A 13,869-nucleotide genomic window follows, 5' to 3' on the forward strand; every position below is an offset into this window, starting at 1 on the left:
GATGAGGGTATAAAATCCTGCTACGCCGGTCATAGCACCAGTAAGGACGAAGCATCGTGTCCTCGCCTTTTATCCCGACCCTCACCCTGGATAGTGGTGAGTGGATAGTGACCAGCCACTAGTCACTAACAGAAGGCGGGGCTTCCCGGCGGTCTAGCTAAAACCAAACCGAAAATGGAAGAAGTTTACTTACCAGAGGAGACCCTTTGCGCTTGGCTGTGGGAAGACCTGGGGCACGGCGACCTCACCACAGAGCTGACCCTACCCCCAGGACTGGAGGGTGAGGCGGTAATCCTGGCCAAGGAGACAGGGATCCTGGCCGGCCTGGAGATTGCCAAGCGGGTTTTTCGGCTGGCGGATCCCCAGGTGGAGTTCATCCCTGGAGTGGAGGAAGGGGCCAGGGTGGCTGTCCGTCAAGAGGTGGCCCACCTCAAGGGATCCCTGAAGGGCATTCTGGCGGGGGAGAGGCTGGCGCTCAATCTTCTCCAAAGGCTGTCCGGCATTGCCACCCTCACCCGCACCTATGTAGAGGCTCTCCGGGGAACCTCAACCCAGCTTCTGGACACCCGCAAGACCACTCCCGGCCTGCGCGCCCTGGAGAAGTATGCTGTACGGGTAGGGGGCGGCAAAAACCACCGCTTTGGGCTGTTCGACGGCATTTTGATCAAGGAAAACCACATCATTGCCACGCAACGCTGTTGCGACCGCGGCGCGGGAGGCGTTTTGGCAGCCGTCAAGCGGGCCAAGGAAGGTGCTCCCCACCACCTCAAGGTGGAGGTGGAGGTGCGGGATCTCCAGGAACTGGAAGAGGCTTTGGCAGCAGGAGCCGATCTCATCCTTCTGGACAACTTCACCCTGGAAGAAACCCAGGCCGCCGTCCAACGGGTGGGAGGGAGAGTTCCCCTGGAGGCCAGCGGCAACATGACCCCAGAACGGGCCAGGCAAGTGGCCGAGGCAGGCGTGAATTACGTCAGCGTCGGGGCGCTCACCCACTCGGCCAAGGCTTTGGATCTCTCTTTGCTGGTGGTGTGACCCTGAGCCAAGTCCTCGCTGGACACTGCTTTATTGCTACGCAACGCTGTCGCGACAAGAAGTCGAAAATGAAGGGAGAAACCCCATTGCTACACAACACTGCCACAATCGTCCAGGAGATTGTTCGGCTCAAACAGGAAAGGCAGGCGGTCATCCTTGCCCATTCCTATCAGCTCCCCGAAGTTCAAGAGGTAGCAGACTTTGTGGGAGACTCCTTGGGGCTGGCTCGAGAGGCTCAAAAGACGAGCGCCCAGGTGATCGTCTTTGCGGGCGTGCATTTTATGGCGGAGACGGCTGCCATCCTCAACCCCGAAAAGACGGTGCTGCTGCCGGATCTGGAGGCGGGCTGTTCCCTAGCCGACAGCATTCGCCCAGAAGATGTGCTGCGGTGGAAGGAAGCCTGCCCTGAGGGCTTGGTGGTGGCCTACGTCAACACCGCTGCCGAGATCAAGGCTCTGGCAGATGTCTGCGTAACCAGCGCCAACGCAGTTCAAGTGGTGGCCAGCCTGCCCCCGGATCGCCCCATCTTCTTCGTGCCGGATATGTTTCTGGGAGCCCACGTTGCTCAAGTAACCGGAAGGGAGCTGGATCTCTTTCCGGGAGAGTGCCACGTGCATGTTGGCATCCGGGAAGAGCACCTCAAGGCGATGGTGGAAGAGCACCCTGGAGCAGAGTTCCTCATTCACCCGGAGTGCAGTTGCGGCTCTAGCTGTCTCTTCCTCAAACCGGATGCCAAGCTGCTCTCCACCGAGGGCATGGTGCGCTACGCCAAAGCTTCAGAAAGCCGCGAGTTTGTGGTGGCCACCGAGGTGGGCATTCTTCACCGGCTCAAGAAAGAAGCTCCAGACAAAACGTTCATCCCTGTCAAGGCAGAAGCCGTCTGCGAGTACATGAAGAAGATTACCTTGGAAAAGATTTACCGCTCCCTGCAGGAGATGCGCTACGTGATCCAGGTGCCCCAGGAGGTGGCTGAGAAGGCTCGCCGTTCCATCCTGGCCATGCTGGCAGTGCCCGCCGGAGCCTAGAGGTGGAGGGGAAGAACGGGGCGCCGCCCTTGTTAGAAACAGACCTGTTGATCCTGGGAGCAGGGGTGGCGGGGGTGTACGCAGCCCTGTGGGCCGAAGCCCAGGGGGCGACAACTCTGGTGGTAAGCAAGGATCCCCTTCCCTCTGGCTCTACCCCTTGGGCGCAGGGTGGGGTGGCTTTTCCTGTGGATGAGGCGGACGTAGAAGCCCATATCCAAGACACCTTGCAAGCGGGCCGCGGCCTGGTGGAAGAAAAGGTGGCTCGCTCCATTGTGGAGGAAGCACCCTTGCACCTGGAGAGACTTTTGCGCTGGGGCCTTCCTTTCCATCCCCAACCTGTCCGGGAAGGGGGCCACTCCCAAGCGCGGGTACGCCATCTGGGGGGGGATCGGAGCGGACTGTGGCTTCTGAGAGGTTTGCTGGCTCGCCTCAACAGGCTGCCTTTGCAGGGCTACACAGCCCTAAGCCTTTTGCTGGCGGGGGACAGGGTAGGGGGGGCCTTGCTGCTTGGCCCTGGAGGGCCGGTGGAGGTGAGGGCCGGGGCAGTTCTCCTGGCTACGGGAGGATTTGGCAGCCTTTTCCCCGTCTCGACAGCTCCCCCGGGGGCCACCGGCGACGGAATGGTGCTGGCCTGGCGGGCAGGGGCCACTCTCAGGGATCTGGAGTTTGTGCAATTTCACCCCACGGCCTTGCCCAATGGAGCGCTGGTGAGCGAGGCAGTAAGAGGAGAAGGGGCTGTTCTCCTCAACGCCTTGGGGGAGCGTTTTATGCCTCGCTATGCGGAGCTGGGAGAGCTGGCGCCGCGGGATGTGGTAGCTCGGGCCGTTTTCTGGGAGCGGCAGCAGACAGGGGGAACCTACCTGGATCTGCGGGTCGTCGAACATCTGGAGGAGCGCTTTCCCACCGTTGTTGCCTCTGCCCGCGCCTTGGGGCTGGATCCCACGAAGGATCTGCTCCCAGTTGTTCCCGCGGCTCACTACGTGATGGGTGGGATCCGAACGGACACTTTCGGCTTCACCGGCCTGCCGGGCCTTTATGCTGCTGGGGAGGTGGCTTCCACGGGTCTGCACGGAGCCAATCGCTTGGCTTCCAACAGCCTTTTGGAAGGGCTGGTCATGGGCAAGCGGGCCGCCTTGGCTGCCTTGCAAGATTTGGGAGAGGTGAGCTTTCCCCGACAGCTGCAGAGGCTACCCGTTCTGGCGACGTCTCCCGACATCCTGCCAGCTCTCAGGCATCGAGTTGGGGAAGCTTTGGGCGTTGTGCGGGAGGGAACACGGCTGCGGGCTTTTCTGACCTTTGTCAAGGCACTTCCCCTGCAGGAAAAGCCTTGGGCCACCCGGGAAGAGGCCGAGGCAGGCAGTCTGCTTTTGCTGGCCCGTCTGGTAGCTCAGGGGGCGCTGCTGCGGGAGGAAAGCCGCGGGGCCCATTTCCGCGAGGATTTTCCTCAGGAAGGGGAGCCTTTCCATACGGAGGTGCGCGGTTCAACTTTTTTCCGGAGACCTCTTGATGCTACGCATCGCTAACGGCAACAGGCATTCCACTCATGGTGAAAGACGCCCGGCCTGTCGATGCGCTCGAAGGTGTGGGCCCCGAAGAAGTCCCGCTGGGCTTGGGTGAGGTTCTGGGGCAGGTTGGCGGTACGGTAGCTGTCGTAGTAGGCCAAAGAAGCGCTGATGGCCGGGATCGGGATCCCCAAGGCCGCCGCTGTGGCCACCACCCGCCGCCAGGATCCCTGCCGCTCCCGGATGGCCTGCTCGAACTCCTCATCCAAGAGCAGGTTCACCAGCTCTGGATCCCGTTTGTAGGCCGACTGGATCTCGCCCAGGAAGCGGGCGCGGATGATACAGCCCCCTTTCCAAATCCTCGGAATCTCGCTGAAGGTGTAGACGTAGCCGTGGGCAACAGTGGCTCTTTTGAGCAGGGCCATCCCCTGCGCATAGGAGCAGATTTTGGAGCAGTAGAGGGCGGCGCGCAGATCTTGGATAAAGCAGTCGGGATCCCCTGCAAAAGTTGCGTCGGGCCCCTTCAACTGGGCAGAGGCAGCCACCCGTTCCTCTTTCATCGACGAGAGGATGCGAGCTTGCACCGCCGCTTCAATGGTGGGCACTGGTACCCCCAGATCTAGAGCGTCCTTGACTGTCCACAAACCGGTGCCTTTTTGCCCAGCCTTATCCAGAATGAGATCCACCAACGGCTTTCCGGTTTCCGGATCCAGGGTTTGGAAAATCTTGGCGGTAATTTCAATTAGGAAAGATTCCAGCTCTGTTTCATTCCAAGCCTGAAAAATCTCCTGCATCTGCGAGGCCGACAGCTTCAAAGCCCTGCGCATTAGGTCGTAGACCTCGGCGATCAGCTGCATATCGCCGTATTCGATGCCGTTGTGTACCATCTTCACGTAGTGCCCGCCCCCTTTGGGCCCCAGGTAGGTGACACAGGGGCCGTCTGGCACTTGAGCGGCAATTTTGGCCAAGATGGGCTCCAGTTGTTGGTAGGCCTCTGGGCTGCAGCCGGGCATGAGGCTGGGGCCGTTCAGGGCTCCCTCTTCCCCGCCGCTCACTCCCATGCCGACAAAGTGGATCCCGGTGGGGGCGAGGGCTTCGGCACGGCGATCGGTGTCGGTGTAGAGGGAGTTGCCGCCGTCGATGATGATATCCCCCGGATCCAGCAGGGGTTTAAGCTCGTCAATCACCGCGTCTACCGGCGCACCCGCCTTGACCATGATCAAGAATTTGCGGGGCCGCTCCATCAGTTGCACCAATTCCGGCAAGCTGTAGGCGGGGGTGATCTGTTTGCCTTGGGCTCGCTCCCGCATGAACTGGTCGGTTTTGGAGCTGGTGCGGTTGTAGACGGCAACCGGGAAGCCATTGCGCTCGACGTTGAGGGCCAAGTTTTCCCCCATCACCGCCAGGCCGATCACCGCAAAGCTGGGCTTGCTCATAGTTGGGCACTATCGACACCTCACCCAATCTAGAGGCCAATCTGACCGACGGGGCTCAGGGATCCTGTTTTCTTCACCTTTGCCGGCCCTGATTCAAGGGCAGCCCAAACTCTCACGGGTGGTTACGCCGGTTATCGGGTGGGATCCCTCAGCTCGCTCACACAACTGCCGCTTTGCCGCCCGATCCACATAGGCTTCGCTGAAATCGGCGCCGGCAATCTGCGCTCCTTGCCAAACCGCCCGTGCGGCAATGGCTCCCGTGAGCTTGGCCCCTCTGAGATCGGCTCCTGCCAAATTGGCCAGATCCAAAAGGCTATTGCTCAAATCGGCACCGGATAGGTTGGCCCCCGCCAGATTGGCCTTGGTGAATGCCGCCCCCGAAAGGTTGGCCCCGTGCAGATCGGCGCCCTGCAGGTTGGCGCTGACAAAGCTGCTGCCCCGCCAATCTTGGCCGGATAGATCTTGACCTTGCAGATCGGCGTTGTTGAAGTTGAGACGGGCTTGGCTGCCCGCTATGGAGCCCCAGAGGAGCCAAAGCAGCAGAGTGGCCGCCAGCAGCATGCCCAGCTTCCCGAAGTCGCGCCAGCAAGTCGAGGCGTTGGATTTTGGGGCCATTGGGGATCCCTAGATTCTCTACCCCCATTCTTGCCGATTTTCCCCTTGCCCACTGAGAACTGGGATCATTGCGTTGCAGCAGAGACAGCCGTTATCCGCCGTAGGTCACATTCCGCTCGGTGGTGCGAAATTGCAGGACTGTCAAGCCCACCACAAGGAAAAACAGGACAATGGATTGCGCGGCAGCCCTGCCCAAATTGCCAGAAGACACTCCGATTTTGTAGATCTCGTAGATCAACACCGAGGTGGATCCGGAAGGGCCTCCGGCAGTTAGCAAATCGATGGTGCCAAAGATATCGAAAAACGCATAGGTCATGTTGGTAATCACCAAAAAGAAGGTGATGGGAGAAAGCAGCGGTAGGGTGATGGCAAAAAAGCGACGCACAGCCCCGGCTCCATCAATGGCAGCCGCCTCCAGCAGATCCTTGGGCAGGTTTTGCAGGCCGGCAAGGTAAAACAAAATGTTGTAGCCCATCTGCTTCCAAACGCTGGCAAAAATCACCACCCAAGGGGCCAAGTTGGGATCGCTGAGCCAGTTTAAACGGGGGATCCCCACCAGCCCCAGCAAGTGGTTGGCCATCCCTCCCAAGGGGTTGAACATGATAAAGAAGATGATCCCGGCCACCGCCGGAGAGATGGCGTAGGGCCAGATCAGCAACACCCGATAAATCGCCGCCCCCCGAATCGGCTGATAGGCCAGCGTGGCAATCAACAGGGATCCGCTCAACCCCAGCACCACGATGGCCGCCGAAATGGCAAAGGTAATCCCCAGGCTGCGCAGATAGGTGGAATCCGTCAGCAAAGCGGTAAAGTTATCCACACAGACGAAGCGGCTGCGCGGCGCCCCCACAAACGTGAGCAGGGTGGAAAGGCGGAAGGTATCCAGCCCTGGGTAGTAGAGAAACACCACCAAGATCGTGAAGGTGGGCAACAAGAGCAGCCACGCCAGCCACCACTGCTTAAAGATGCCCCTCTCCTGAACAGCTGGGCCGGGGATCCCCAGGCGGCGCTCCTGCTCCTTCTGCGTCCACGCCAACAGCGGCCAGAGGGGAATGGCCATGCCCGCCAGCACCAGCCCCACGCCAAAGGCCATGTCGATGGCCTTGCGCTCCGGCTCAAAAGTGCAAAAATCCAGGGGCGCCATAAAAATCAGGGATCCCAGCCCTCCTGCTAGGCCCCCCAGCACTGCCCCCACCGGCACAGGCCACTCGATGCGTCGAAAACGGAGCCCCATCCAGAGGGATCCCAGCAACCCCGCCAACAGCGGCACCAACACTTGGACGAATCCCAACATGCCTCTCACCTCGGCTTTGCTCTTCACAAGAGCCTCGTCAAAACCCAAAAAGGGGCAGGCTGCCGCCCACCCCCATCCCTCAATAACACCCCTGGCCCATCGACACTGGGGCTACTGGTAAAGGGAGTTGTACTCGGCCAGAAGGCGGTTGGCCTCCTGGTTGGCCTTGGCCATAGCCTGGGCTGGATCCCCGCCTTTAAGCATCAGATCTTCCATGGTTTGGGTCACCACGTTGCGAATTTCGGGGAAAGCCCCCAGCAGCGCCCCCCGAGTGGCAGGGGTCACCTTGGAATTGTTGATTTGGTCGCTGGCGGTGAAGAAGTTGGGGTTTTCCTTGAACCAGCCCTTCGACTCCAGTAAAGCTACCGAGCTTTTCCGAATGGGCAAGTAGCCGGTCACTTGGTGCCACTCGGCAGCATTTTCGGTGTTGTTCAGCCACAACATGAAGGTCAGCGCCCCCTCTTCCACCTCCTTGGGCAGATCCTTCACCAGCCAGAGGCTGGCTCCCCCGATCAAGTTCCCCGTCCAACCCTTGTCGGCGTTGTAGGGCATGCGGGTGGTGACCAGCTCGATGTTGTTCTGCTTGGCGGCATTGGTGATGTTGGCGGCATCGGCGCTGCTGGTGATGGCCATGGCGACGGTACCGGTCTGGATGGCCTGCTCGGTGGCTGCCCAATCCCGCTGCTTGCCGCTGTAGATGTAGTAGCCTTTGTCATACATCCCTTTCCACCAGGTGGCGATGGCAATTGACGGCTCCGAGTCCAAAAAGACCTGGGTGGCACGGGCGGCACGGCCATTGTCGTTGTTGGCCAAGAGGGCATTCTGCTGGGCCATCCACTGCTCGTAGAACCAGCCGTGATTGGGCCAGGTCACACAGCCCTGGGGAGCGTCGGGGAGGGCCATGATCTTTTGACAAGCAGCCTCCAGCTCTTGCCAGGTGGCCGGCGGCTTTTCGATCCCAGCCTTCTTCAAGATGGCCGTGTTGGAGTAGAGAATGGGGCTGGAGCTGTTCCAGGGCATGGACGTAAATTTGCCATCCAGGGTGTAGTAGCTCACCACCGGCTCGATAAAATCGTCGAAATTCACTGGGATCCCGTTCACTTCGGTGCGATTGCCCAGAGCCTCGGCAATGGACTTGAAGTAACCAAAATCCCGTGCCCGTTGGGTGCCCACCTCAAACCATTGCACCACCGAAGGAGCAGCATTTTGTTGAATGGCCAGGTCGGTGGCTTGCTGAATTTCTTCGTAGTTGCCGTAGCCTTCGACCGTAACTTTGTATTGAGGAAATTGTTTGTTGAACTCTGCCGCTTTTCCGCGGGCCCAATCCAGGCGGTTATCGGTAAAGGCAATCCAAACTTTGACTTCGGCAGGAGACTGAGCAAAGCTGTCGGCAGCCAGAAGAGCAGCAGCAGACGCAGCCACCAGGCCAGCCGCAACAGCCAGGAAAGTACGACGGGTGTTCATAGAAAAATGCAGTCGCATTCGCTAAAGGCACCTCTGAGATTACAGCACCGACATTAAGAGCAGGTTATGTCTGGCTGGGATCCCCTCGGGAGGTGAACCCTCAGGCCGAAGTCAGAGTCAGATGAGGTGAGCACCTAGCCTGGGTCATGATTGGCAATTTCTCAAGGGGTCTCGAAAAATGAGAATGAAAATGAAAACCGCAAGCTTTTGCCTGTTATTGGTTACTGCCCTCCTGATGGCGCTTGCTCCCTTTGCGCAGGCTCGCCCCCGTCAACGCACTCGCACAGCCACCACGCCAACGGCTGGATCCCTGACCCCGAGCGGTGAGCGCACCTTCACTCACTCCGGCACCTACACTCACACCGGGCCAAGTGGCAGATCGGGTGGTGGCACCTATTCCGGCCAGGGATCCCGGCAACTCATTCCCGGTCAGGGGGTGGAAGGAGACTATTCCGGCCAAGTCACTACCCAACAAGGTCAGACCTGGAACCTGAACCATCAGCACACCACTACTCACACACATGAGGGTTGGCAACGGCAGGGCAGCACCACCCTGCAAAACGCCGAGGGCAAGACGGTGGGCAGCAGCTCGAGCCTTATCGAGGGCCAAGCGGGGCAAGGCTGGCAGCGCAGCGGCCAATTCAACAATGCTCGCGGCCAAACCTACACCACCGAGTCGAGCAGTACACCGACCGGGCCAGGACACTGGCAGCGGGAAACTCGCGTCTTCAATGCCCAAGGGGATCTGCTCGGTGGCTCTGATACCGATGTGCAGTACCGATTTGTACCAGGGCAAGGCTGGGTGAAAACAGTAGAAGGCAAGACTCTAAAGGGTCAACCCATCCGCCGCACCACCACGATCGGCCCCAACCTGTGAAGAAGAATCTGAAGGGCACTTTAAGGGATCCCTTAGGATTTTGTGGGAGGAAGCGGGCGGACGGAATCGAACCGACAACAGCAGTTTGGAAGACTGCGGTTTTACCATTAAACTACGCCCGCACGGGCATTCAGCGATGCTGAATATCTATGGTAGCATCTCTCGGCGGTGCCCCTTCCCACTCAGAGTTTGGAGAAAAATCCATCTCCATCAGCGGGACAGACTTCTCCGATAGGCTGGGCTTACTTGCTCTGGAGATCTTTCTGGCGTTTCCTTTGCCATTGGCGAAACTCTTTCTCGTAGCGTTCACCCTCGGTTTGGTAGGCGTTCCAGCCCTTGAGGGCAACGGTCAAGCCCCACCCCATGAGTATAAACAGCGACCAAGATAGCCCTCCACCGGAGAGCCAGTCTAAGCCCAGCAAAAAGCTGTTGACAATTCCATAGCGGCCCAGCAGTTGGTAAAACTGCCGACGGCGGTAGCGCTGGAATTCTCGGTGTTGGCTGTTCAGCTCTTGCCAGGCCTTCCATTCCTGCTCGGCCAAGTCCAGCTCTTGGGGGGAGATCCCCAGTTCGGCAGCCATCTCCTGCAGTTGGGAGCGGGTGAACTCGCCCAGGCGTGGCTGGCGGGCAATGGCCCGCTGGAGGATCTGCTGCACGTCCTCTTGGCTGTACCGGGATCCCGACATTTGGCTGACTTACATATAACTTCGTAAACTTTATATCTCTTAGTTTGGGCTAGCTGGATCTTGCGCCTTATGAAGCTCCCTCCGCCGCGGGATCCCAACCGTTAGACTAAACCTAGACTGCGAGCCTCCTTCTCTGGGGTTAAGTGTCCCTGTACTGCCTGTGATCTGTGCTTGCCAGTAGGGTTATGGCTTCCACCCGCTCTAGATCTTACCTTCGCCAGAGTCGTACCTCCCTATTGAGCGATCTGCTGCAGGCTTTGCCGCACCTGCGCCCACAACTGTATTTCAAATCCTCTTTGGTTGCCCTCAGCCACGCCATTGAGGATCAGGTGCTGCAAGGGCAGGGATCCCCGTGGGTATTCGCTAACTTTCAAAAGGAGCGCTACTACCGCCAGGAGGCACGGCGCTACCAGCGCATCAGCGCAATGGCCCAAGACGTGTTTGTGTTGGCGACCCCAGAAAAGGATTTTGCTCAGACAGACCTGCCCTACCACACCATTCCCTTGGATCCAGAGGATCCCTTGGTGCAGGAGTGGCACTTGATCGTCATCGATGCCCACTATGCCACCTGCCTCGTGTGTCGAGAACGCTTGCAGATGCAGCGGGAGCGTCCTTGGCAAAGCAGCGATATGGATGCAGCTCGCCAATTTGATGGGATCTGGTCATTTGATCGTCAGATTACAGTCCAAGCGGCTTTGGCCCTGTTGCCCAAGATCCTCAGTTACCGACCGGATCTGGAACCTCGCCTTGAGCCCCTTCGCCAGTACCTCAAGGGATCCCCGCAAAACTCCGCCAGCCAACTGAATCCAGGCCCCTTTACCGAGCGGCTGATCACCTATCTCCAGGCAGGGCAATACAAGCTGCAGCGGGCCTACCGCACCATTCGGGCGCAAGAGCGCAAAGAGCATCTGATCAACCGCATCAGCAGTGCCATTCGCCAGTCTTTGGATCCCGGCGAGATTTTGGCAATTGCTGTGCAGGAGCTGGGGCAGGTGGCAGAGGTGGGGCGATGTTTGATCTACCGTTACGATGGCCAGGCCCCTGCTGTTCAGATTGAGCAGGAGTACCGCACCCTAACGATGGGCAGCCTTAAGGGATCCCTGTGGCCTCTTCCCAGCAACCCTTTTTTGCGGGAGGCAATGGCCTCGGCACAAGCGGTGTGCTGCGAGGATACCCAAAAGGATCCCCGCCTGCAGCGAGTGCCGGAGCTGTGGCAGCCGGCCCAAATTCGGGCTTGGGTGGCCATGCCGATTCTCTATCAAGGGCGGTTGCTGGGCCTATTGGAGCTACACCACGAACACCCTCACCGCTGGCAGCCGGCCACTCTGGAGTTGGCAGAAGCCATTGCCAACCAAGTGGGGGTAGCCCTCTTGCAGGCAGAAGCCTATCAGCACCTAGAAGAGCTCAATCGCCAGTTGGCAGCTCTGGATCAGGCCAAATCAGAGCTGATTGCCGTGACCGGACACGAGCTGCGCACCCCGCTGTCCACCATTCAGGTGTGTTTGGAGTCTTTGGCCAGCGACCCCGACATGCCCCTGGAGATGCGCCAGGAAATGTTGAACACAGCCCTGCAAGATGCCGATCGGCTGCGGGAGTTGGTGCAGGACTTTCTCACCCTCTCCAAGCTGGAAAGTGGTCGCGTTCGCTGGCATATCGAGCCGTTGTCTGCTCAAGAATGTGTGGAGCTGGCCCTGAGCAATGTCAAAGCGCGACGGCGGCACGAAGACTTGCCCACCATCGAGCAGGTGCTGCCCAAACGGCTGCCAATGGTTAGGGCGGATGGGGAGTGGCTGGTGGAGGTGTTGCGTAAGCTGCTGGACAATGCCTGCAAATTTACCCCTTCCACCGGACGGATCTGGATTCGGGCAGAAGTGGAGCCACCAGCCGGTGGATCGACGGGGGCGATGGTGAAGTTCACTGTTGCCGACACCGGGCGCGGCATTGAGCCAGACCGGTTGCAAGCCATCTTCGAGCGGTTTTATCAAGCAGAGGGATCCCTGCGGCGCTCGGTGGGTGGGACGGGCTTGGGGCTAGCCATTTGCCGACTGATCATTGAGGCCATGGGGGGGCGCATCTGGGCAGAATCGGGGGGGATCAATCAGGGCAGTGCCTTCCACTTCACCCTGCCGATAGCGCACCCACACACCCAAGGACAGCCCTCGATCGCTGCTTGAGACTCGAAAGGTGAAGGACCACCGGCCCACTTTGCCTCTGGGATCCACCTGGCAAATTCCAGCTCGAATATCAAATCCCACAAATGGCAATAAAGCTGTTCCCCAGCCCCCCTCTTCTTTGGCAGAAGGGCTGAGAGTGGTCGCGTCAGCGGCGCGGAGCGCTTGGGGAACGAGGTACCTATTGGGCGCGCCTCAAACGGGCTTGGAATGATCCGACAAACTCAGGCAGCGCTCCCGAATGGCTTGTAAGTTCAGGGCCAAATCTTGGCAAATGCGGCGCTCCACCAGACCGACAGGCATTCTGCGGGGAGGCTTGACCTGCAGGTGGTAGGTGAGCAAGGTTTGATGGGCCGACCAATCGGCCAGATCCCAAAACCCCTCGAAGATAAGAAAATCCCCTTGTGTTTTTTGGAAGCGAAGCTGCTGAGGAAAGATCTCCTCGATAGCCAGCACCACCGCAGCAGAAAATTGGGCAAATAAAACCTTTTGGGATCCCACTTGACGTACCAGTGTGCGGCCATTCTCACGGCCAATGACGCGACTTTCCACCAAGTTGGGAATAAACTCCGCCAGATGGTCGTAGTCGGTCAAAACCTGCCAGACCTGCTGCCGCTCCACCGGAATCAGGACGCGACCTCGCACTTGGCAGCGGCGCTCCCCCAAATCCTCCACCTCCACCTGGATGTCTGAGGACTCCGTCCCGCTGACGCCAGCAGGAATGGGGATCCCATCTTCTGGGGTGGGGTCTTGGGGATCCCATTCAGGGTCAGAAGGCATGGCGAGAACTTCAGTCGCGTAGGTGCTGTAGAGCAGTGCGGAAACCGGAGAGGGAATCGATTTTTGACTGGACAAACCATTCGCCAGCAGTTCCAATAGGCTGCCCCCCTGTGTTTTCTATTGTATCAGGGAACTGTATAGCAGATAACGAACTCTAGGGGAGAAGGGCCTGGAACCAACCGACAATCACCTGCCAAACCTGTTCTAGAAGGGCAAAGGGATCCCGCAACTCCTGCAGCACCTGCCGCGGGCCAATTCTAAAGACCACGTACAACACGGCCAAGATGATTACAATCCCCACCGTTGTCCAGATGGCCTCTCGAACCACCCGCACCCAAAAAACCAGCATAAAAATGGCGATGGCTACAGCGGCAACCAGCGGCAATGTGTCCAGTACCATCGGATCCCACCTCGTTTGGCTCAGATGTTTCAGATTTAACTCCACTGTAGCCAGCTTGAACTGAAAACAGGTGTTCGTAGATGTCCGTTGACAAGGGATCTCCTCTCGTAAAATGGGATCACCTCGAGATAACCCCTCTTTAGCTGGGCTAGACCTATGGACATCATCACCCTTGGCTGGATTGCCGTCCCCACCTTCTTCGTTCTTTCCATTGCCCTGGTGGTCTGGGGGCGCAACGGCATGTAATTTGTCATGCCTGGATTGAGCCTCACATCCATCTTGCATTCATCTTGTTGTTCCTGCCGCCGATATTGACGGGGTTACCCCCGCTCACACCATGGAAACCGATCTTCCCTTGGTCGCCCGCATCGCCTACGGAAGCATCTTTTTGCTGTTGACAGCCGTAACCCTGGGCGTTGGCTACATTACCTTCATCGACTGGCGGGATCGGCGGCGACGCAACGAAGTTGAGCGCAAAGCCCGTCGCTCCAAGCGCTAGGGCCGCTGTTGGGCCTGCTCAGCTAGAAATCGCAGGAGCCCCGCACTGTACCCGTAGGGTCAGTGTCGGGAGGAATGCGGAAGTTACG

The 13,869-nt window shown here is 58.9% G+C and carries 14 protein-coding genes and 1 tRNA gene; 7 read left to right on the forward strand and 8 right to left on the reverse strand.

The features are described from left to right. Window positions 1-174 precede the first annotated feature (174 nt). The 3 genes from nadC (at window position 175) to NW839_RS01110 (ending at window position 3,580) form a co-directional block, all read left to right on the forward strand. The gene (gene nadC, locus NW839_RS01100; protein WP_011434043.1) at window positions 175-1,032 is read left to right on the forward strand and encodes a carboxylating nicotinate-nucleotide diphosphorylase; all 858 of its coding nucleotides are present in this window, start codon (window positions 175-177) and stop codon (window positions 1,030-1,032) included. A gap of 68 nt (window positions 1,033-1,100) precedes the next feature. Further along, window positions 1,101-2,057 carry a quinolinate synthase NadA gene (nadA, locus tag NW839_RS01105; RefSeq protein WP_414380439.1) on the forward strand — a complete coding sequence of 319 codons (957 nt, stop codon included), beginning with the start codon at window positions 1,101-1,103 and terminating at the stop codon, window positions 2,055-2,057. A gap of 29 nt (window positions 2,058-2,086) precedes the next feature. Beyond that, window positions 2,087-3,580: an L-aspartate oxidase gene (locus tag NW839_RS01110; protein ID WP_414350162.1), complete on the forward strand. Its 1,494-nt coding sequence runs from the start codon at window positions 2,087-2,089 to the stop codon at window positions 3,578-3,580. Here the strand turns inward: NW839_RS01110 and gndA are convergent. The 4 genes from gndA to NW839_RS01130 form a co-directional block, all read right to left on the reverse strand. Beyond that, complete coding sequence (gndA, locus tag NW839_RS01115; RefSeq protein ID WP_414350161.1) at window positions 3,577-4,995, reverse strand: NADP-dependent phosphogluconate dehydrogenase; 1,419 nt, start codon at window positions 4,993-4,995, stop codon at window positions 3,577-3,579. The genes NW839_RS01110 and gndA overlap by 4 nt on opposite strands. 93 nt (window positions 4,996-5,088) lie before the next feature. Next, window positions 5,089-5,610: a pentapeptide repeat-containing protein gene (locus tag NW839_RS01120; RefSeq protein WP_414329417.1), complete on the reverse strand. Its 522-nt coding sequence runs from the start codon at window positions 5,608-5,610 to the stop codon at window positions 5,089-5,091. A 91-nt stretch (window positions 5,611-5,701) separates the two neighbouring features. Continuing rightward, window positions 5,702-6,904: a carbohydrate ABC transporter permease gene (locus tag NW839_RS01125; RefSeq protein WP_414350160.1), complete on the reverse strand. Its 1,203-nt coding sequence runs from the start codon at window positions 6,902-6,904 to the stop codon at window positions 5,702-5,704. Window positions 6,905-7,015: 111 nt separating this feature from the next. After that, window positions 7,016-8,368 carry an ABC transporter substrate-binding protein gene (locus tag NW839_RS01130; protein WP_414380441.1) on the reverse strand — a complete coding sequence of 451 codons (1,353 nt, stop codon included), beginning with the start codon at window positions 8,366-8,368 and terminating at the stop codon, window positions 7,016-7,018. A gap of 235 nt (window positions 8,369-8,603) precedes the next feature. Here NW839_RS01130 and NW839_RS01135 point away from each other — a divergent pair, with 235 nt between their 5' ends. Beyond that, the gene (locus NW839_RS01135; protein ID WP_414380443.1) at window positions 8,604-9,245 is read left to right on the forward strand and encodes a hypothetical protein; all 642 of its coding nucleotides are present in this window, start codon (window positions 8,604-8,606) and stop codon (window positions 9,243-9,245) included. Between the two features lie 51 nt (window positions 9,246-9,296). Here NW839_RS01135 and NW839_RS01140 read toward each other — a convergent pair. Together NW839_RS01140 and NW839_RS01145 are read right to left on the reverse strand one after the other, a co-directional pair. After that, window positions 9,297-9,367 (reverse strand) — tRNA-Gly (locus NW839_RS01140). Between the two features lie 120 nt (window positions 9,368-9,487). After that, window positions 9,488-9,931, reverse strand: a complete 444-nt coding sequence (locus NW839_RS01145) for a 2TM domain-containing protein (RefSeq protein ID WP_011434035.1) — start codon at window positions 9,929-9,931, stop codon at window positions 9,488-9,490. A gap of 185 nt (window positions 9,932-10,116) precedes the next feature. Between NW839_RS01145 and NW839_RS01150 the strand changes: the two genes are divergently transcribed. Then, window positions 10,117-12,105 (forward strand): DICT sensory domain-containing protein, encoded by a 1,989-nt coding sequence (locus tag NW839_RS01150; RefSeq protein WP_414350157.1) that lies wholly within the window; start codon window positions 10,117-10,119, stop codon window positions 12,103-12,105. A gap of 192 nt (window positions 12,106-12,297) precedes the next feature. Here NW839_RS01150 and NW839_RS01155 read toward each other — a convergent pair whose 3' ends face one another. Then, a complete protein-coding gene (locus tag NW839_RS01155) occupies window positions 12,298-12,882 on the reverse strand; it encodes an SRPBCC family protein (protein ID WP_414329799.1) in 585 nt (194 codons plus the stop codon). 154 nt (window positions 12,883-13,036) lie between these two features. Further along, window positions 13,037-13,282, reverse strand: a complete 246-nt coding sequence (locus NW839_RS01160; protein WP_049749597.1) for a hypothetical protein — start codon at window positions 13,280-13,282, stop codon at window positions 13,037-13,039. Between the two features lie 156 nt (window positions 13,283-13,438). Here NW839_RS01160 and NW839_RS01165 point away from each other — a divergent pair, with 156 nt between their 5' ends. After that, window positions 13,439-13,528: a cytochrome b6-f complex subunit PetN gene (locus NW839_RS01165; RefSeq protein WP_244349857.1), complete on the forward strand. Its 90-nt coding sequence runs from the start codon at window positions 13,439-13,441 to the stop codon at window positions 13,526-13,528. 91 nt (window positions 13,529-13,619) lie between these two features. Continuing rightward, complete coding sequence (locus NW839_RS01170; RefSeq protein ID WP_011434030.1) at window positions 13,620-13,781, forward strand: hypothetical protein; 162 nt, start codon at window positions 13,620-13,622, stop codon at window positions 13,779-13,781. Window positions 13,782-13,869 lie beyond the last annotated feature (88 nt).

This window comes from Synechococcus sp. R5-15 (genome assembly GCF_047462035.1).
In the GTDB taxonomy this organism is placed as follows: Bacteria; Cyanobacteriota; Cyanobacteriia; order Thermostichales; family Thermostichaceae; genus Thermostichus.

Excerpts from the sequence above, each read along its gene's own strand:
- nadC (WP_011434043.1), top strand. The coding sequence starts at position 175 with ATGGAAGAAGTTTACTTACCAGAGGAGACCCTTTGCGCTTGGCTGTGG.
- nadA (WP_414380439.1), top strand. The coding sequence starts at position 1,101 with ATGAAGGGAGAAACCCCATTGCTACACAACACTGCCACAATCGTCCAG.
- gndA (WP_414350161.1), bottom strand. The coding sequence starts at position 4,995 with ATGAGCAAGCCCAGCTTTGCGGTGATCGGCCTGGCGGTGATGGGGGAA.
- NW839_RS01120 (WP_414329417.1), bottom strand. The coding sequence starts at position 5,610 with ATGGCCCCAAAATCCAACGCCTCGACTTGCTGGCGCGACTTCGGGAAG.
- NW839_RS01125 (WP_414350160.1), bottom strand. The coding sequence starts at position 6,904 with ATGTTGGGATTCGTCCAAGTGTTGGTGCCGCTGTTGGCGGGGTTGCTG.
- NW839_RS01130 (WP_414380441.1), bottom strand. The coding sequence starts at position 8,368 with ATGAACACCCGTCGTACTTTCCTGGCTGTTGCGGCTGGCCTGGTGGCT.
- NW839_RS01135 (WP_414380443.1), top strand. The coding sequence starts at position 8,604 with ATGGCGCTTGCTCCCTTTGCGCAGGCTCGCCCCCGTCAACGCACTCGC.
- NW839_RS01145 (WP_011434035.1), bottom strand. The coding sequence starts at position 9,931 with ATGTCGGGATCCCGGTACAGCCAAGAGGACGTGCAGCAGATCCTCCAG.
- NW839_RS01150 (WP_414350157.1), top strand. The coding sequence starts at position 10,117 with ATGGCTTCCACCCGCTCTAGATCTTACCTTCGCCAGAGTCGTACCTCC.
- NW839_RS01155 (WP_414329799.1), bottom strand. The coding sequence starts at position 12,882 with ATGCCTTCTGACCCTGAATGGGATCCCCAAGACCCCACCCCAGAAGAT.
- NW839_RS01160 (WP_049749597.1), bottom strand. The coding sequence starts at position 13,282 with ATGGTACTGGACACATTGCCGCTGGTTGCCGCTGTAGCCATCGCCATT.
- NW839_RS01165 (WP_244349857.1), top strand. The coding sequence starts at position 13,439 with ATGGACATCATCACCCTTGGCTGGATTGCCGTCCCCACCTTCTTCGTT.
- NW839_RS01170 (WP_011434030.1), top strand. The coding sequence starts at position 13,620 with ATGGAAACCGATCTTCCCTTGGTCGCCCGCATCGCCTACGGAAGCATC.